15 protein-coding genes, 1 tRNA gene and 1 pseudogene are annotated in these 17,397 nt (G+C 69.9%); 14 read left to right on the forward strand and 3 right to left on the reverse strand.

Translation table 11 applies throughout. From position 1 onward, the window contains the following. Nucleotides 1-254: 254 nt before the first annotated feature. From AB0C27_RS07180 to AB0C27_RS07205, 6 genes are all read left to right on the forward strand, one after another. A complete protein-coding gene (locus AB0C27_RS07180) occupies nt 255-1,457 on the forward strand; it encodes a histidine kinase (protein WP_357839127.1) in 1,203 nt (400 codons plus the stop codon). After that, a complete protein-coding gene (locus tag AB0C27_RS07185) occupies nt 1,454-2,086 on the forward strand; it encodes a response regulator transcription factor (protein ID WP_357839130.1) in 633 nt (210 codons plus the stop codon). The genes AB0C27_RS07180 and AB0C27_RS07185 overlap by 4 nt, the downstream gene beginning before the upstream one ends. A gap of 316 nt (nt 2,087-2,402) precedes the next feature. Further along, a complete protein-coding gene (locus AB0C27_RS07190; RefSeq protein WP_357839132.1) occupies nt 2,403-2,762 on the forward strand; it encodes a hypothetical protein in 360 nt (119 codons plus the stop codon). Between the two features lie 161 nt (nt 2,763-2,923). Then, nucleotides 2,924-2,996, forward strand: a tRNA-Arg gene (locus AB0C27_RS07195). A 272-nt stretch (nt 2,997-3,268) separates the two neighbouring features. Then, entirely contained in the window at nt 3,269-4,231 is a 963-nt protein-coding gene (locus AB0C27_RS07200; RefSeq protein WP_357839135.1) for a metallophosphoesterase, read from the forward strand. 330 nt (nt 4,232-4,561) lie between these two features. Continuing rightward, nucleotides 4,562-5,641, forward strand: a complete 1,080-nt coding sequence (locus AB0C27_RS07205) for a questin oxidase family protein (protein ID WP_357839137.1) — start codon at nt 4,562-4,564, stop codon at nt 5,639-5,641. Here AB0C27_RS07205 and AB0C27_RS07210 read toward each other — a convergent pair. Continuing rightward, on the reverse strand, nt 5,625-6,461 hold the full coding sequence (locus AB0C27_RS07210; protein WP_357839140.1) for an LLM class flavin-dependent oxidoreductase: 837 nt from the start codon (nt 6,459-6,461) through the stop codon (nt 5,625-5,627). The two genes, AB0C27_RS07205 and AB0C27_RS07210, sit on opposite strands and share 17 nt — an antisense overlap. 107 nt (nt 6,462-6,568) lie before the next feature. On the opposite strand from AB0C27_RS07210, the gene AB0C27_RS07215 reads away from it, so the two are divergent. Beyond that, on the forward strand, nt 6,569-7,435 hold the full coding sequence (locus tag AB0C27_RS07215) for a LysR family transcriptional regulator (protein WP_357839143.1): 867 nt from the start codon (nt 6,569-6,571) through the stop codon (nt 7,433-7,435). Between the two features lie 9 nt (nt 7,436-7,444). Here the strand turns inward: AB0C27_RS07215 and AB0C27_RS07220 are convergent, their stop codons facing one another. Then, entirely contained in the window at nt 7,445-7,780 is a 336-nt protein-coding gene (locus AB0C27_RS07220) for a helix-turn-helix domain-containing protein (protein WP_357839146.1), read from the reverse strand. An 86-nt stretch (nt 7,781-7,866) separates the two neighbouring features. Between AB0C27_RS07220 and AB0C27_RS07225 the strand changes: the two genes are divergently transcribed. From AB0C27_RS07225 to AB0C27_RS07240, 4 genes are all read left to right on the forward strand, one after another. Beyond that, entirely contained in the window at nt 7,867-8,748 is an 882-nt protein-coding gene (locus AB0C27_RS07225) for a pirin family protein (protein WP_357839149.1), read from the forward strand. Nucleotides 8,749-8,939: 191 nt separating this feature from the next. Beyond that, complete coding sequence (locus AB0C27_RS07230; RefSeq protein ID WP_357839152.1) at nt 8,940-11,693, forward strand: BTAD domain-containing putative transcriptional regulator; 2,754 nt, start codon at nt 8,940-8,942, stop codon at nt 11,691-11,693. 201 nt (nt 11,694-11,894) lie between these two features. Continuing rightward, the gene (locus tag AB0C27_RS07235; RefSeq protein WP_357839155.1) at nt 11,895-12,212 is read left to right on the forward strand and encodes a hypothetical protein; all 318 of its coding nucleotides are present in this window, start codon (nt 11,895-11,897) and stop codon (nt 12,210-12,212) included. A 302-nt stretch (nt 12,213-12,514) separates the two neighbouring features. After that, nucleotides 12,515-12,898 carry a VOC family protein gene (locus AB0C27_RS07240; protein WP_357839158.1) on the forward strand — a complete coding sequence of 128 codons (384 nt, stop codon included), beginning with the start codon at nt 12,515-12,517 and terminating at the stop codon, nt 12,896-12,898. A 73-nt stretch (nt 12,899-12,971) separates the two neighbouring features. On the opposite strand, the gene AB0C27_RS07245 is transcribed toward AB0C27_RS07240, so the two are convergent. Continuing rightward, nucleotides 12,972-14,105, reverse strand: coding sequence for a hypothetical protein (locus AB0C27_RS07245; RefSeq protein ID WP_357839160.1), 1,134 nt, complete (start codon nt 14,103-14,105; stop codon nt 12,972-12,974). Between the two features lie 266 nt (nt 14,106-14,371). Between AB0C27_RS07245 and AB0C27_RS07250 the strand changes: the two genes are divergently transcribed. The 3 genes and pseudogenes from AB0C27_RS07250 to AB0C27_RS07260 all read left to right on the forward strand — a co-directional run. Continuing rightward, nucleotides 14,372-14,572, forward strand: a complete 201-nt coding sequence (locus AB0C27_RS07250) for a DUF3037 domain-containing protein (protein WP_357839163.1) — start codon at nt 14,372-14,374, stop codon at nt 14,570-14,572. Continuing rightward, the gene (locus tag AB0C27_RS07255; protein WP_357840716.1) at nt 14,538-14,762 is read left to right on the forward strand and encodes a hypothetical protein; all 225 of its coding nucleotides are present in this window, start codon (nt 14,538-14,540) and stop codon (nt 14,760-14,762) included. The genes AB0C27_RS07250 and AB0C27_RS07255 overlap by 35 nt, the downstream gene beginning before the upstream one ends. A 93-nt stretch (nt 14,763-14,855) precedes the next feature. After that, nucleotides 14,856-16,421: pseudogene (locus AB0C27_RS07260) on the forward strand (BTAD domain-containing putative transcriptional regulator); the annotation flags it as partial. Between the last annotated feature and the right edge of the window lie 976 nt (nt 16,422-17,397).

Below are 17,397 nucleotides of genomic sequence, written 5' to 3' on the forward strand. Positions count from 1 at the left end.
AAAGGATCTCTCGTTGAGGTCTTACACCAGCTCCACAGGCGTTTCACCTCTCCGCCAGCCCGGCGGCGAGGATATTTCCGATCGTTGCTCCGGCGGCTTGGTCATCGCCGCTGCCGAACACATTATCGAACCTCGCGGCATCGCACCGCGTTTCGACGACGGTCCGCCTGACGGCGAATCGCCTGCCCCTGTCCTGCCCCGCAGGGGCCCGATTCCTCCCCCGCCTGAAGGCGAGGGCTTCCTCGGAGATTTCTATGAACCGGGTGACGCTGGGAGCGGCGCTTGCCTTCGCGGTGGGCGCGCTGCTCATCGCGGGCGGGTCGTACGTCCATCGTGGCACGCCCACCTGGCTCCTGTTCGTGCCGCTGGCGCTCACCTGCGCGGGAGTCGTGGTGCGCACGCGCGCCCCGCTGCTCTGCCTGGGCCTGGGCATCGTCGGGATCACGATCGACGGGTTCGTGGGCCCGTCCCTGGGGGCGGTGCTGATCTTCACCGACAACCTGTACGCGGCCGCGCTCTACGGCCCGGCCGGCCTGACCCGGATCCTGCTGGGCACCACCTCCGTGCTCGCGGTCGGGGCGGGGGCCACGGCCGGGTTCCTCGCCGCCGACTGGCGCGCGCTGGCCGTGATGGGAGTGCAGGCGGGGCTGGTGCTCGTCACGCCCGTTCTCACCGCGGTCTACCTGCGAGAGCAGCGAGATCGGGCGGCGGCCGAGCGGGCGCGGGCCGAGCAGGTGGCGCGCCTGGCGGAGCTCGACCGGCAGGCCGCCATCACCGCCGAACGCACCCGGATGGCCCGCGAGCTGCACGACATGATCGCCAACCACTTCAGCGCCATCGCCATCCAGTCCACCGCCGCCCTGTCCCGCCAGGATCTCGATCGGGAGACGGTGCGGAAGGTCATGGAGTCCGTACGGGAGAACAGTGTGGCGGGCATGTCCGAGATGCGAGCCATGATCGGCCTGCTGAGACAGGAAGGCGACGAGGCCGAGAGCGAGACGACCCGGCCCCGCCTTGGAGACGCCGATCCCCTGGTCGAGCGCGTACGGCAAGCAGGAATGGACGTACGGAGCCGAATCGAGGGCGAGCCACGCGAGCTGCCCCCGTCCGTCGATCTCGCCGGCTACCGCATTCTGCAGGAGGCCCTCACCAACGCCATGAAACACGGCGAGTCCCCGGTCTCCGTGGTGGTCGGCTACGAGCGTGACCAGGTCGTGCTCCGCGTCGACAACACGCTCAGCGCCGACCGGCGAGGCGGACTGCCCGGAGCCGGCGCCGGCCTGATCGGCATGCGCGAACGCGCCGCCCTGGTCGGAGGCCGGTTCGAGGCCGGAGCGGTCGACGGGCAAGGCTGGCGCGTCTCAGCAGCCCTCCCGACGACCGAACTGAACGCGAGCCCGAGCCGGGCCTGGTCCGACTCGGCCGCCGAGAAGAAGAACGCTGGAGGCGGACGGTGACCATCAGGGTGCTCGTGGCCGACGACCACGCCGCGGTCAGGACCGGAATCGTGCTGATCCTGGACGGGGCCGACGACATCGAGGTCGTGGGCGAGGCCGAGGACGGCGAACGCGCCGTCGCCATGGCGTCGGAGCTACGCCCCGACGTGGTCCTGATGGACGTACGCATGCCCCGGCTCGACGGCATCTCCGCCACGCGCGCACTGGCGGGAGTCTGCGACGTGCTCATCCTGACGACGTTCGACGTCGACGAATACGTCTTCGGCGCCCTGCGCGCCGGCGCGGCCGGCTTCCTGCTGAAGAACACCGACGCCCAATCCCTGCTGGAGGCGGTCCGCGTGGTGGCCCGCGGCGAGGGGCTCATCTCCCCAGGCGTCACCCGCCGCCTGATAGCGGCCTTCGCCGAACAACTCCCCGCCCGCAGAGACCCGGCCACCGACCCAGCCGGGCTGACCCCCCGGGAACAAGAAGTCCTGGCCTGCATCGGACGGGGCCTGTCCAACGCCGAGATCGCCCGAGAACTCGACATGGCAGAAGCCACCACGAAGACCCACGTAAGCCGCGTACTCCACAAACTCGGCCTGAAAAGCCGCGTCCAAGCCGCCATCTACTACTCAGAGGGCACGTAGAAACGCCGCCCGAGGGCACGGGCACGTAGGGATGCCCGACAAGCACCACCACCGGCGACGTCCAAGTCCAAGGCCTGAACCAGCGTTTTGCCAGCTCTCACCACAGATGCCACCTTCGCCACCCACCCCTCGAGCAGAGAACCAACCCCCACGGTGATCTCCACTACACCCCCAGGGGAAAGTCCTCACCCCGCCACACGCAGCTTGATTTCCCACCTCCCCCACTCCTTGCCACCATGTGCTCACAGAACGTGGGACCACTGGCAGACCGCCCTCGCAAGCGGTTCCCTTCCAACGACCGCGAAGGTAGAGGTACGTGGATATAGAGACGGAGATTCGCCAACTGAAACTCCGCGCAGATGCCCTTGAGGCAAGCGTACGTACCGGCGACCCGGCCTCCACCCGCCTGAGAGCCCGCCGCCGACGCAGACACCCCCGAACACCGGCAGGAGACCCGCACCTCGACACCAAGACCCAGGTCAAATGCCTACAAGCGGAGCTCAACCAAGACTTCTCCGCACTCAACGACGAGATCGAAAGCTTCAGAAGGCACACGGCCGACGAGCTCACCAAGATCCGCATCCAGACCCACGACCAGTACGCCTACATCCTCCGCAGACTGACCGACATGGCCATCCTGCTGGACGTCCTCCTGAAACAGACGGACACCACATAACGGAGAAGGGAGCCCGCACCCTCTGATCCCCACGAGCTCCCCCAGCTCAAACCCCCACACACCACCCCACATCCACCCCCACCCCGGAACCAACGTCAGCCCTGAGCCCGTATCCGGTTCGAGGCACTGCAGAAAACCCGCTATGCTTGCTTACGCAGCGAGCGGCCGTAGCTCAATGGATAGAGCATCTGACTACGGATCAGAAGGTTACGGGTTCGACTCCTGTCGGCCGCGCACAGCATGAAAGGCCCGCCACCAGGGATCCTCTGGAGCGGGCCTTTGTGCTTGTCAGGACAATTTCGCGATCTTGCCGGCACCCCTGCTTAACGCGGGTCCGCCTCACTCACCGATCGCCTCCGCGAAGACGCCGACGGCTGAGCCGCGCGGGCCAAGGTACTTTCCACCTCCCATCGAGCTGGGTCGACGTTGGAAATCGTCAGCCAAGGTTCGTCAGGGTGTCGGTTGGTTGTCGCCGGGTGGAGGCCGGAGGGGCAGGAAATGGTTACATGCGTAACGTTGTTCTCACTGCCGCCATGGTTGCCGCCTCCCTCGCTGCCGGGCTCGTCTCACCCGGCCTGGCCTCTGCGGCTGGCCAGGGTCCTTCGTTCACCTTCGCGCTGCTCGGTGACACGCCCTACGGTGAGGCGCAGGAGGCGGTGTTCCCCCAGCTGGTCAAGGACGTCAACGCCGCCAAGGACGTTCGGCTCGTCCTGCATGCGGGTGACGTCAAGAGCGGCTCCACCTCGTGCGAAGACGCCCACCTGACCGCGACAAAAGAGCTCTACCAGACCTTCGACGACCCCTTCGTGCTGACCCCGGGCGACAACGACTGGACCGACTGCCACCGTGCCGCGGCCGGTGGTTTCCTGCCCACGGAGCGGCTCGAAGCGATGCGCCGCATCTTCTACCCGGTGGCCGGGCGCACCATCGGCGGCCACCCGATGAAGGTCGAGACCCAGGCGCGCGACCGCAAGCACAGCGACTATGTGGAGAACACGCGCTTCACCGAGAAGCGTGTCGTCTTCGCCACCGCGCACGTGGTGGGCAGCGCCAACGGCCTGGCCCCGTGGAACGAGCTGCCCGGCGGCGACCGGCCCGAGCTCCGGCTCGCGGAGTATGAGGCGCGCAAGGCCGCCGCGCTCGATTGGATCGACGGCACCTTCGACGCGGCCGAACGTACCCACGCCCCCGGTGTGCTGCTCATGCTGCAGGCCGAGCCGACGGCGAGTGACGGCTTCACCGAGATCCGCGAGCGGATCGTCGAGCGCTCCCGTGCGTACGGCAAGCCGGTGCTGCTCGTGCACGGCGACGAGCACGTCCAGGAGGCGGAGCCCAACTACGCCGGCGTGCCCAACCTGACCCGCCTGGAGACGTTCGGCGACACCGCGAGCCAGTGGCTGCGCGTCACCGTCAAGCCGAAGTCACCCGAGGTCTTCTCGTGGGAGCAGCGGACCGTACCTGCGGCCTGAACCGCTACCTCTACGAAAGTGCCAGGAAGGCGCAGAACAGCGCGAAGAGGGCCAGAACCAAGCTGCGGCCCCGCCACGACAGGCGTGGCGAGCTCATCAGGGTGGCCACTGGGTAGGCGAACGGTGAGACGCTCGTCTTGGTCGTATCCACACTTGCCAGCATCGGATCCGGCCGTCTCGCGACGCACACGCATTGATCACGATCTGTGGCCACAGCAGGTAGGTACGCCACCTCGACTACTAGGGACGGTGCGTAGGTCCAAAGCAGTAGGGCCGGTCGGTCGGACGGCCGAGGTGCTCGTCGGCGATCGGCGGTTAGCGTCCCTTGTCATGAATGACACTGGGACTTTGGACGAAGCGTACGTACGGCTGCACACGACAGGACCCGAGTTCGACGGATGGCTGTCCAACCACGGTCCGATGGCGGTCGAATCCATGGTCAGGCACGGCTACGGCCGGGAAGTGCACCGTTGGCTCGACACGTACGTCAGCCGCCTGGACGATCTCCCCCGCGGCAGCTCGCCGATCGAGGCCGCCGAATGGCGGGAGGCGCTCGGCGATCCGACCCGGCTGGGCGACTGGCTGGCGTACTTCGACAGGGAGCTCAGGGAGCAGCCGTGGCGGGCCGTGCTGGGAACCTGGTGGCCGCGGCTGCTGCCCGGTATCGCGGCCGGAGCCACGCACGGGGTGATTCGCACGGGACATGCGATCCATGCGTTGCTGGGGCAGGAGGACGAGCCGCGGATCGCGGAGCTGGGGCAGGCGCTCGGGTACTGGGCGGCGCGGTGGCAGGTCATCGCGGGGGTCGGCGCGCCGGACGGTACGGCCGGGCCCGAACGCGCCGGCGCGCCGGCCGGTACGGACGGGCCGGAGCGGGCCTTGGCCGGAGTGCCCCGGGTGCCGGACCAGAGTGCGGGCATCAATCATCGCCTCGGACAACTGGCCGACCTCCCGGGGTGGGGCTCCTCGCTCGCCGCGCTCAAGCCGGCCGCCGACCCCGAGCAGGCTCGGGCGTACCTCACCGAGCTCGCGGACGCGGCGACCCTGCGGTACGCCACGCACGCGCACGGCAACGCCATCATGCTGGTCCACACCGCGACGGCGCCGACGGCCGTGCTGCGGGCCCTGCCCGCGCTGCCTGCCGAGGTGTGGGTGGCCAGCTTCAACGCGGCCTGGGCAGCGGGTGCCGCGGTGACGGCCGCCTACGCGCCGGACGAGCCCGCTCCCCGCGGCGATCTGCCCGTCGGATCGGCGGAGGCGGAGGAGGTGTTCGAGCTCGCGATCCGGCACGGGAACGAGCATGTGATCAAGCTCGCCGACACGGCCCTGGACGTCCACCGGCGCACCGGCGATCCCGATGCCCTCACCGCGGTGGTCCGCTCGGCCGGCCTGATCAAGCCCTTGCGATGAGGTCCAAGGTACGGCTCCTTTCGTTGAGGGGTGTGACGACCAGGTCGGTCACCCCGGCGTCCGCGTAGCGCTTCAGCGCGTCCGTGATGGTCGATTCGTCCCCGATGACGATGGTGTCGGCGGGATTGGCGAGCCCGGCGCGGTCGAGCGAGGCGCGGTACGCGGGCAACTGGCCGACCGCGGCGAGTCGTTCGGCGTAGCCGGCTCGGGCGGCGTCGGGGTCCGGGCTCAGCACCGTGATGGCCTGGGCCACGATGCGGGCGCCGGGAGCCGTACGGGGCGCGATGTCCTTGGCGATCATCTCCGGCGTGATCCAGGTGACGACCACCCCGTCCGCGAGATCGCGGGCCACTTCGAGCATGCGCGGGCCGAGTGCCGACATCAGCAGGCTGGGAGGCGGGGCGGAGATGTCAAGGCGGGTGTCGACGGTGAAGAACTCGCCCGCGTACCGGACATGCTCGCCGGCCAGCAGGGGGCGCAGCACGGTCAGATATTCGCGGGTGTGCCGCAGCGGTGAGGTGTAGGGGAGGCCGAGCTGGTCCTGGACGTACCAGGCATGGCTCGGGCCGACGCCCAGGGCGAGACCGCCGCCCAAGGCGGCCTGCAAGGTCAGCGCCTCGGTCGCGGTGGTCACCGGATGACGGGGGTAGGTGGCGACGATCGCCGTGCCCACCTCGGCCGGTCGGCGGCCGAGGGACGCCAGCAGGGTGAGCGGGTCCCATCCGCCGGGGTTCTGGTTGGTCCAGAAGCTGTCGAGCCCGCGCTCGGCGGCGTCGGCCGCGGCGGCCACCACCTCGGCGGGGGACGTGGGAGTGATCAAACTAGTGCCATAGTGCATGCCTCCATCCCAGCGGCCGGATGCCCGGCGGAACCAGCCCCAGTTAGACTGTCCAGCGATTACTTTTTGTCATCGTAGGAGCGTGAGACGTGGAGCTGCGTGCTTTGCGGTACTTCGTGACCGTCGCCGAGGAGCTTCACTTCGGCCGGGCGGCCGAGCGGCTGAACATCGTGCAGCCGGCCGTGAGCCACCAGATCGCCCGGCTCGAACGGGAGCTCGGCACCCGGCTGTTCGACCGGTCCCCGCGCCATGTCCGGCTCACCCCCGCCGGCCGGCGCGTGCTGGAGGCGGCACAGGAGACGCTCGCCGCGGCGGCCCGCGTCCGCGTGGTCGCCGGGGAAGAGGAAGCCCGCGTGCGGATCGGCGTCGCCCCCGGCCTGACCGCGCGCCTGGAGCGCGCTGCCGAGCTCCTGCACGACGGCGAACGGCCCGCCGAGGCGGTGCTCGTGGACATGCCGGTGCCCGCGCGGCTCGCCGCGGTCCGTGACGGTGAGCTGGATCTCGCGCTGGTACGCGGCCGGGTGGAGGCCACCGGTGTCCGCGTCGTACGCGCATGGTCGGAGCCGCTGCTGGCCGTGGTGTCCGACCGGCACCCCATGGCCGGCCTCCCCGTCGCGACGCTCGCGGACCTGGACCGCGCCGCGCTGCGCCTGCCCGCGCGCGAGGAGGACCCGGCGCTGCACGACGCGGTCACCTCGTCGTTGCACCAGGCCGGAGGGGGTTCGACGGGCCGGTCGGGCGGCTCGCTGCTGACCGTCCTGATCGAGATCGGCGCGGGGCACGGCGCGTGGACGCTGCTGACCGCCGAGCAATTGTCCGGGTTCGCGGCCCGCCGGATCCGCGCGTTGCCGCTCGATCCGCCGTTGAGCATCGACGGGCACATCGTCGCGTCGCTGGTGGCTCCGGACGTCTGCGTGTCCTCGTTCGTCCGGGCGTTCACCGACCTGCCGCAATAAGACGCACCGTCAGGTGAGGAGGTGTCGCTCGCTCCAGTGCGCCAGCGGCTGCAGCGCGGAGATCAGCTCCTCGGCTTCGGCTGTGAGGGCGTACGTGATCTGGACCGGCGTGCTGGGGATCACCGTACGTTCGACGAGCCCCCGTTCCTGCAGTTGCTTGAGCCGCAGCGTGAGCTGTGGATCGGAGATGCCCGGCACCATGGCCCGGTACTCCTTGAACCGGCGGGCGCCGCGGGCCCCGGCGAGAAGGATCGGCCCGACCCAGCGGACCCCGATGATGTCGATCGCGCGCAGGATGCGGTGGCAGCTCTCCTCGTCCACCGGACTGTCGGACGGCGTAGTCACTTGCCAAAAGTAAGTAACTTTGCCGACGTTTGTCAACGCTGGTCAGCGGACCGATACTTCCCTTGACCGACGAAAGGGAGGTCATCATGACCGCGTCAGTGAGCCGGAGGGTGGACCGGGTTCTCGACAAGACGGACCTCGGTCCGACCCCGATGTCCGACCACAGTTCGATGATCATCGCGCCGGGAAGCGACGCCTGGACCGATCCGTTCCTGGTGATGGGCGAGGAACTCGTCAACCAGCCGGGGTTCGACTGGCATCCGCACCGTGGGATGGAGACGGTGACCCTGATCCTGGACGGGGCGCTGGAGCACGGCGACAGCCTGGGCAACGCCGGTGTGCTCGGCCCGTGGGACGTGCAGTGGATGACCGCGGGGCGGGGCATCATCCACCGGGAGGTCGCCGCCAGGTCGGAGCGGGCGCACGTGATCCAGATGTGGGTCAACCTGCCGGCGGATCGCAAGCTCGTACCCACGCGCTATCAGGACCTGCGGGCCGGCACGCACGCCGTGCACACCGAGCCCGGCGTGCTGGTCCAGTTGATCTCGGGAGAGACCGGGCGGGCGCGTGGACTGGCGCTCAATCACTGGCCGATCCTGGGAATGGTGATCACACTCGATCCGAGGACCGCGTACCGGCAGGTGCTCGACGGTGACCAGCGCGCGTTCGCGTACGTGCTCTCGGGACAGCTCACGATCGCCGGCCGGACCGTGCACACCGGGCAGATCGCCTGGTCGGATCCGGTGTCGCGGCCGGGCGACCCGACCACGCTGACCCTGGCCACCGGTGACGGCGACGAGCGGACCAAGGTGCTGCTGTTCGCCGGGCGGCCCATCGGTGAGTCCGTGTACGCCAGCGGCCCCTTCGTGATGAACACCCGCGCCGAGATCGAGCAGGCCTACCGTGACTTCCACTCGGGCAAGTTCGGCAGCATCCCCCGGCACACCCGCCTGCCCTCCGGCGCGTGATCCACCGAGGGGTTTCCCGCATCCGCCACTCCGGATGATCTACTCCGGCTAAGGTGACGGATGACCGCCGAGCGAGTGGGGGCTCCTTCCGGCGGGCGTTTCCGGTGTCCTCTCTGAGCGTTCCGCCATGACGTCGCCGTTGCCGTCATGCGCGGGTGCTGCCATACGCGACACGCGGAGGGAGCGTGATCGTGGAGTTCGAGGTTCTGGGTCCGCTGCGGGTCAGGTCCGGCGACGTCGTCCCGGTCCTGGGGCCGCGCAAGCAGCGGCTCCTGCTCGCGGTGCTGCTCGGCCACCCGCACGGCAGCTTCTCCGCCGACTACCTGGTCGACGCGCTGTGGGGCTCCGAGCCTCCGCCTTCGGCGGGGGCCAACCTGCGGCTGTACACGCGGGGCCTGCGCGTGATCCTCGGGCCCGATCGGGTCGTGCGCGAGCGGGGCGCCGGCTACCGGCTCGACGTCGACTGCGCCGAGGTCGACGCCTGCCGGTTCGTCGCTTCCGTACGGGAAGGTCAGGAGGCCCTGGCGGCCGACAACCCCGCCAGGGCCCGGCGGGAGCTGGGCGCGGCGCTGGAGCTGTGGCAGGGACCCCCGTTCGTGGACCTCTCGGCCACGTCCGCGCTGAGCGAGGAGCGGTCCCGCCTGGAGGAGTGGCACCTGGTCGCCCTGGAGCAGCGGATCGAGGCGGACCTGCGCCTGGGGCAGGACGCCTCGCTGGTGGCCGAGCTGTCCGCCCTGGTGAACCGGCATGCCTTCCGTGAGCGGCTGTGGTCACACCTGATGCTCGCGCTCTACCGGTCCGGCCGCCGGGCGGACGCGCTGGAGACCTATCGGCGGGCGCGTGGCGTCCTCGTCGACGAGCTGGGGCTGGAGCCGGGCCCGGAGCTGCGTTCCCTGGAGCGGGCCATCCTCACCTCCGACCCGGAGCTTCGCCGGACGGACGCTACGGAGGTCCCGGCCAGAGGGCCGGTGCCGGCCCAGTTGCCGGGGAGCCCCCTCGGGTTCGTGGGACGCGACGCCGAGATCAACCGGCTGAACGAGATCACCGAGGGCGCCGGGGTCGTCGCCGTGGTGGGGCCGGCGGGGGTGGGGAAGACGGCGCTGGCAGTCCGGTGGGCTCAGCTCTCCCGCCATCTGTTCCCCGACGGGCAGCTCTTCGCGGACCTGCGGGGATTCGGGGCCGAGGCGCCGCTGCATCCCGGGCTGGTGCTGGAGCGTTTCCTGCGTGCCCTGGACGTTCCGCCCTGGCGGATCCCCGCCGAGACGGAGGAGCGGGGAGCGGTGTTCCGTTCGCTGATGGCCGATCGGCGGATGCTGGTCGTGCTGGACAACGCCGCCTCGGCCGCGCAGGTGCGCGCGCTGCTCCCGGGGGCCGCGCGGGGACTGACGCTGGTGACCAGCCGGCTCCGCCTCGACGGTCTGGCCACCACGCACGGCGTGCCGCGATTATCGCTCGGGCCGCTGCCGATGGCCGACGCCGTCGCCCTCATCCGCGAACGGCTCCCATACCACGGGAAAGGCGCTGAGCGGCTGGCCGAGTTGTGCGACCGCATCCCCCTGGCCCTGCGGATCGCCGCCTCCCGCCTGGAGATGTCGACCTACGACTCGGCCGTCGCGGAGCTGGTGGCGGAGATGGCCGACGAACGCGTACGCCTGGACCGGCTCGCCGTCGACGAGGACGAGATCTCGGTCCGCGCGGTGCTGCGCGCCTCGCTCCGCCCGCTGAGCGAGGCCGCCCGCAGGACGTTCCACCTGCTCGGGCTCCACCCCGGCCCGAAGCCGTCCCTGTCCGTCGCCGTCGCCCTGGCGGGCGGATCGGCCGGCGAGACCAGGGAGCTCCTCGGCCGCCTCGTCTCCGCCCACCTGCTCCAGCCGGTCTCCGGCGACCACTATGTGATGCACGATCTGGTACGGATCTACGCCCACGAACGCTGCCTGGCCGAGGAGAGCGCGGAGCGGCGTGACCAGGCCATGACCGCGATGCTGACCTGGTACCGCGACGCCGCGAACGCGGCCGACCGGGTGCTCCGGCCGAAAGAACGCCCCAACTTCACCTCCCCGGCAGGCCCCGTGGAGTTCGCCGACGAGAACGCGGCCCTGGCCTGGTTCGACGCCGACGCCGCGAACCTGAACGCCGCCGTACGGGCCGCGGCGCACACGCATCCGGCGCCGGCCTGGCAGATCGCGGCGGCCATGTACGGCTGGCTGCAACGGCGCCACCACACCAAGCAGTGGGCCGACCTCTACACCGTCGCGGCGGAGGCGGCCGTGCGGGCCGGGGATCCCGGGGGCGAGGCGATGATCACGGGCCGGCTCGCCGTCGCCCACAGCCTGCTGGGCGACACCGACAGCGCCGTGGCGGCGTGCCTGCGGGCGCACCGGCTCCGGCTCGGGCTCGGAGACACCCTGGGCGCGGCCACGGCCCTGCTCAATCTCGCCGCCGTGTACGTCAACGCCCGCCGCCCCGAGGAGGCCATCCGCCGGCTCGACGAGGCGGCCGCCCTGGGCACGTCCCTGCCGGACGCCCACCACTTCCACGCCCTGCTGCACAGCAATCTGGGCGAGGCGCACCACCTCGTCGGGCGGCTCGACCAGGCGATGAGCCACTATCGCACGTCGCTGGAGATCAGCGAGACGGGCTGCGGTGACCGGGACATCGCCCAGATCCTGGTCAGCATGAGTGCGCTGCACCGCGACATGGGCGCGTACGAGAGCTCGGTGTCGTGCGGCCGGCGCGCCCTGGCGCTGGCCACCCGGGCGGGTGACACCGTGCTGCGCGCGGAGTCCCACGAGGCGCTCGGTCTCGCGCACGTCGCACGGGAGCGCGTCAAGGAGGCGGCGGCCCACCTCGAAGCGGCGCTGGCCGTCTACGAAGAGCTCGGGCACGACAAGGCCGGTGTGGTGCGCGATCACCTCGACCGGCTCGGTGGCGCGCCCGTCCGGTAGGTCATGCGGCCGGGCGCATATACGGGACGTATACGACGCCTATCTGCGCCGATGCCACGATCTCCGTGGCCGAAAGCACGATCTCCGTGGCCGAAAGCGTCGCCTGACCGAATCACGGAACGGCGATCGACCCCTGGTCGCCGTCCGCTGAATTGCCGCAGGCAGCACGTCATCCCATCTCATTTCGAAGAAAGAACATCCATGTCCTTCTCTGACATCGCCCGTCCCGCCGCTCTGTTCGTCGTCGCCCTGTCCCTCGCCTCGGGCCTCGCCGCCTGCGGCGGGACGGGCGGGAGCGGGGTCGACAAGGCGAGCCTTCTCGCCAAGTTCAAGACGGAGAAGGACGCTCAGGGCGTCCCCGAGGCGGCCCTGAACTGTCTGGTCGACGTCATGCTCAAGCACGGCGACCAGGCCGGTCTCCAGGACTACATCGACGGGAAGATCAAGGTCGACGACGTCAAGGGCATCGGCCCGTCCAACAAGCAGTCCAACGAGGACGGCGCCAAGTGCGTCTCCTGACCTGACCCCGGTGCTGCGGCGCCCGTAGTCGGAACGGACGGTGATCAGACCATGGTCACCGTCCGGTTCGCTTCGAGCAGCCGTACGTGCTCGCGGCCCTCAACCTGCCGCCACCGCCTTCGCGGTCACGGCGTTCCCATGCTCACGGTCGTCGACGGGGACACGACCGTGGTCGGCGGGACGACGCCGGAGGTGATCGATTCTCGGGCGAGCGACCCAATGGTGCACCTTTCCGGAAGTAGATCGTCCGCAACCGGCGGTAGCGTGCCTCCACGACCGACGCCTACGTGGAAGGTGCACCCGTGCGATCTCGGACCAAGGGCATGTGGTGGGGCACCGCCATCGAGGCACCCGACCCCGCTGCTTTGGCGAAGTTCTACTCCGAACTGCTCGGGTGGCCCATCGGCCATCAGGAGCCGGGAACAACGATTCTCGCAGCCCCCGAGGGATCCGTTTATGTCGTGTTCCAGCAGGCGACCGGATACCAGGCTCCCGTCTGGCCACCCGCCGCCGGGCAGCAGCGCCCGATGATGCACTTCGACTTCCAGGTCGGAGACCTGGACTCCGCGGTCGCCGAGGCGGTCGCTCTCGGAGCCTCGGTCGCCGCCGAACAGCCACAGGACAACGTCCGGGTGCTCTTCGACCCGGCCGGCCACCCCTTCTGCCTGTGCCGCGACGACGGCTGATCACGCGATGCCCCTCATCGTCGAACGAACACCTCAGGCCAGAACAGATCACCTACCTGGCCGGCCTCGCCCGTCAGTTGCCGCCGCGAAGGGCGTTCAAGGCTCGACGGCAGACGGCGTGCCACGTCTCTCCGCCTTTGTCCCGGGTCAGGACGCTGGCGACCACAGGGTCTTCGCAGGTACTGCCGTGCCAGGAACATCCGCCCTCGGCAGCGCGGCGCCCGCGGTGCAGGGCCGGTTCGTACGGGTGTTCCTCGACCAGTTCGGTTGCCATGGGGCGTGATCCGACTCCTTCGGCTGTGATCCGCGGGTCGGTGAGGATCGCGTACACGTACGAAGGACCGATGATGTCCTTGCTGAGCTGCCCAGGGCCCGACAGCGGGCGCCGGTCCCATGCGCGGGCGAAGTTGGAGCGGTGAATGCCGATCTTCGTCCGGTCTGGGTAGATCTCGTTCTCGCTCAGCCGATAGGTGAAGGTGGCACCGCGGCGGAGCTGGAACGCCTCGCCCGCGTGCCGTCTGATTCGGCCCCAGACGGGGTCGAAGGAATGAGCGGCCGATCCGGTCTTCGCCGGACCGGCGCCCTGGGACCGCCTCGGCCGGGGCTGGGAGGAGACGGGTCTCGCCGGGCCGGCGTCCGTGGCCGGACGAGCGGTGACGGAGGCCGCGACCTTCCAGAGCAGCGGGATACGGGGGTTCCGGCCAGTGAGCGCCAGGATGGTCAGGAGAAGGTGCAGGGCCGGCGGTCCGAGCAGGGATGCGAGCGTCCAGGTCCACATGACGATGTCGCTTGGTGGGATCTCAGCGCCCTGATATCGAATTGCAATATAGACGACCACCAACACCAGACTGACCAAGAAATATACGACGGAGACGATGTCGATGAGAATCGACTGCACGGCGTTAAAACGCACCTGAGGCCGGCGATTGCGGCAGAAGATCAATCCTCCGACGAACCCGAGAAGGTATGCGAGGGCCGAACGCCATGAGCTGCTGACAAGATCCGGATTCCAGGGCGCCTCTATGCTGAACGCCGCGGAGTCGACGCGAGGTGCCGCCTGGTCACCGGCCCCACTGCTCCTGTCGTCCGATGTGGTTGTCTGCAGTTCTCGGCGCTTGCGCTCGGCCCGCTCGATGATGACGACCACGGTTTGGACAATTCCGGCGATCGACGCAACAACACCGAGCAACGCCAGAACAACGCTCATGCATCCACCTTTCTGGAGGGGAAACCCTTATTCCGGCGAAGGGTCCGATATTCAGTCGCCACGCTGGGCTGGGGATGCGGTAAGTCTCTCAGAGAGCCATGATCAATTCTCGGGGGACTATTCACATATCGACGTCAAGATCCTGCGTGCCGTGCCGGCATCGTGGCCAGTGCCAGACGAAGCCCCTCGGCTGGTTCCTGATGCATCGGGCACCCGCCGTGGCAGGCCGTCTCCGAGCGCTGGTCCTGAAGGGAGCGTAAGACCCAGTGAGCGGGTATCTCTATTCCATCGTTCGCTGTCTCCCTGCCCCACGGACCGGGGAATTCGTCAACGTCGGCGCCATTGCCGGAAGTCCTTCGACCGGCGACTGGGCCGTTCGGCGGGTGAGCAATCGGGAACGCGTCAAGAGATTCGCCTCCAGCGCTGCCATCGATGTCACGCCGGTTCATCGTTCGGATAAGCAGTGAAATCGCCGAGGCTCGGGAAACTCTGGAGACCAGCGGCAACTTGGCGTTCGACGATCAGTGGCTATACCGGCTGCATCACGATCACCGCAACATCGTGCAGCTCAGCCCGCCTGCACCGATTGTCGCCGAGCACGCGGAAGCGGCGCTGGACCTCGTCTTCAAGCATATGATCATCGATCCGGCCACCTGATCCGGGCGATCGGGTGGGGGTTCGGGTGCGGTGGGGATCATGAGGCGGGCTCCGGGCCGCGCCTTGGCGGGCGGTCGTCCGTAAGCTGTGTGTATGTCCCCTGCCCTGGTCCTGCTGGACGGAGTTCGCTGGCGGGGTGTGCGCGTGGTCGGGGATCGCGCCCATACGCTGCTGGCCGTGCTCGCTCTGCACGGGCGCGCGGGGGTGAGTGACGAGCGGCTGGTCGAGGAGTTGTGGCCCGAGGAGGCGCCGGCCAATCCGACGAAGGCGCTGCAGGTGGTCGTCTCGCGGACGAGGGCGGCGACCGGGGCCGATGTCGTGGTACGGATTCCGCGCGGGTATCGGCTCGGGCTGCCGGCTGACGAGGTGGACGCGTTGCTGCTCGGCGGGCTGGTGGAGCAGGCGCGGGAGGCGCTGGCCGAGGGTGACATGGTGCTTGCGCGCCGCCGTGCCGATGAGGCCATGATGATCATGGCTGATGGTGTGGGGAGTGCTTCGAGGTCTGGTAGTGCCGGTGGCGGTGCTTCGAGGGCCGGTGGTATCGGTGGTGGTGCTTCGAGGGCCGGTGATGCATATGGCGCCGTGGTCGCTGAGGAGGTCGGGGCGCTCGGTGAGTTGCGGGGGGTGGCGGCTGGGTGGGTGGGTGAGGCGCGGCGGATCGCGGCCGTCGCCCTGAGCCGGAGCGGTGCCCACGAGGGTGCGCTGCCCCTGCTGGAGCAGGTCGCGGCCGGGCGGTCGCAGGACGAGGAGCTGCTCGCCTGCCTGCTGCGCAGCGAGGCCGCCGTACGGGGTCCTGGGCCCGCGCTGGAGCGGTACGAGCGGTATCGCGCCGGGCTGGTCGCGCGGCTGGGTACGGAGCCGGGGCCCGAGCTGGCCCGCGTGCACGCCGAGCTGCTGGCCGCCGATCGGCCGGTGCGTCAGGGCATCCTGTACGACGGCTCGTCGCTGCTCGGCCGGGACGATGACATCCGCGCGGTGCACGCGCTGCTGCACACCCACCGGGTGGTGTCGATCATCGGCCCGGGTGGGCTGGGCAAGACGCGGCTGGCTCATGTGGTGGGCAGGAACGCGGCCCAGCCCGTCGCCCATTTCGTCGAGCTCGTGGGCGTCTCCTCGCCGGAGGGCGTGGTGGGCGAGGTGGGCTCGGTGCTGGGGGTACGCGACTCGGTCAGCAGCCGCCGGGTGATGACCGCCGAGCAGCGTACGGACGTCCGCGCCCGGATCGCGCGGCATCTCGACCAGGCTCCCGCGCTGCTGATCCTGGACAACTGCGAGCACCTGATCGAGGCCGTCGCCGACCTGGTGGCGTTCCTCACCGTGACGACCCGCGACCTGCGGGTGCTCGTCACCTCGCGGGCGCCGCTGTCGATCCCGGCCGAACGCGTCTACCTGCTCGGCGAGCTGCCGACCGGTGACGCGGTGGAGTTGTTCCGCCAGCGGGCCACGGCGGCCCGCCCCGACGTGCGGATCGACGAACAAGTCGTCGCGGAGATCGTGGCCCGGCTGGACGGGCTGCCGCTGGCGATCGAGCTGGCCGCGGCGCGGGTGCGGGTGATGTCGGTGGAGGAGATCGCGCGGCGGCTGGCGGACCGGTTCGCGCTGCTGCGCGGCGGTAACCGGACGGCCCCCGACCGGCATCAGACGCTGCTCGCGGTCATCGACTGGTCGTGGAACCTGCTGGACGAGCCGCAGCGGCGGGCGTTGCGCTGGTTGTCGCTGTTCGGCGACGGGTTCACGCTGGCCGCGGCCGAGGACGTCCTGGGCCCTGACGCCCTGCCCGCCGTGGCCGCGCTGACCGAGCAGTCGATGCTGAGCGTCCGCGAGACCGCGTACGGCCTGCGCTACCGGATGCTGGAGACCGTCAGGGAGTTCGGACGGATGCGGCTCAGGGAGGCCGGCGAGGAGGAGCCCGCCCGCGCGGCGCAGCGGGCGTGGGCGACGGCGTACGCGCTCGACCACGCTTCGCGGCTGTTCAGCCCGGAGGAGTTCGCGGCGGCCGACGCGCTGCGCGCGGAGGAGAGCAACCTCGCCGACCTGCTCAGACAGGCCCTCGGCGAGTCCGATCCGGTCATGACGGTGCGGCTGCTCACGGGTATCGGCGCGCTGTGGTCGATCCGCGGCGACCACACGCGGGTCCTCGCCCATCGGGACGCGATCAATCAGGTGCTCGCCGGCTGGACACCACCGCCTCACCTGGTCGAGGTGACCAGGAGCGCGCTGCTGATCGCGCTGGTCAACATCATGATCATCGTGGACGATCACGGGGTGGTGCTGCGCGAGCTGCTCCGTTCGCTGCCCATCACGGAGACGACGGATCCGCGCGTCGCGGCGCTGGGGTGGGTGATGCTCGAGTGCGACGGGCTCGGCGGCCCCGAGATGCTGGAGCGGCTGTCGGCGCTGGCCGAGAGCCCCGACAGGAACGTGGCGTTCGCGGCCGCGCGGCAGATCGCCCACATCCTGGAGAACGCGGGCGACGTGCGCGGAGCCATCGCGGCCGCCGAGCGGACCCTGGAGCTGGTCCGCGGCGACGAGGGTCCGTGGCTGGTCGCGATCCTGCACGCCATGCTGGCCCACCTGGCCCTGAACCTCGGCGAGCGCCATCGGGCGGTCGAGTACGCCCGGCTCGCCATCCCGG

Source organism: Nonomuraea sp. NPDC048882, assembly GCF_040649755.1.
Lineage (GTDB): Bacteria > Actinomycetota > Actinomycetes > Streptosporangiales > Streptosporangiaceae > Nonomuraea > Nonomuraea maheshkhaliensis.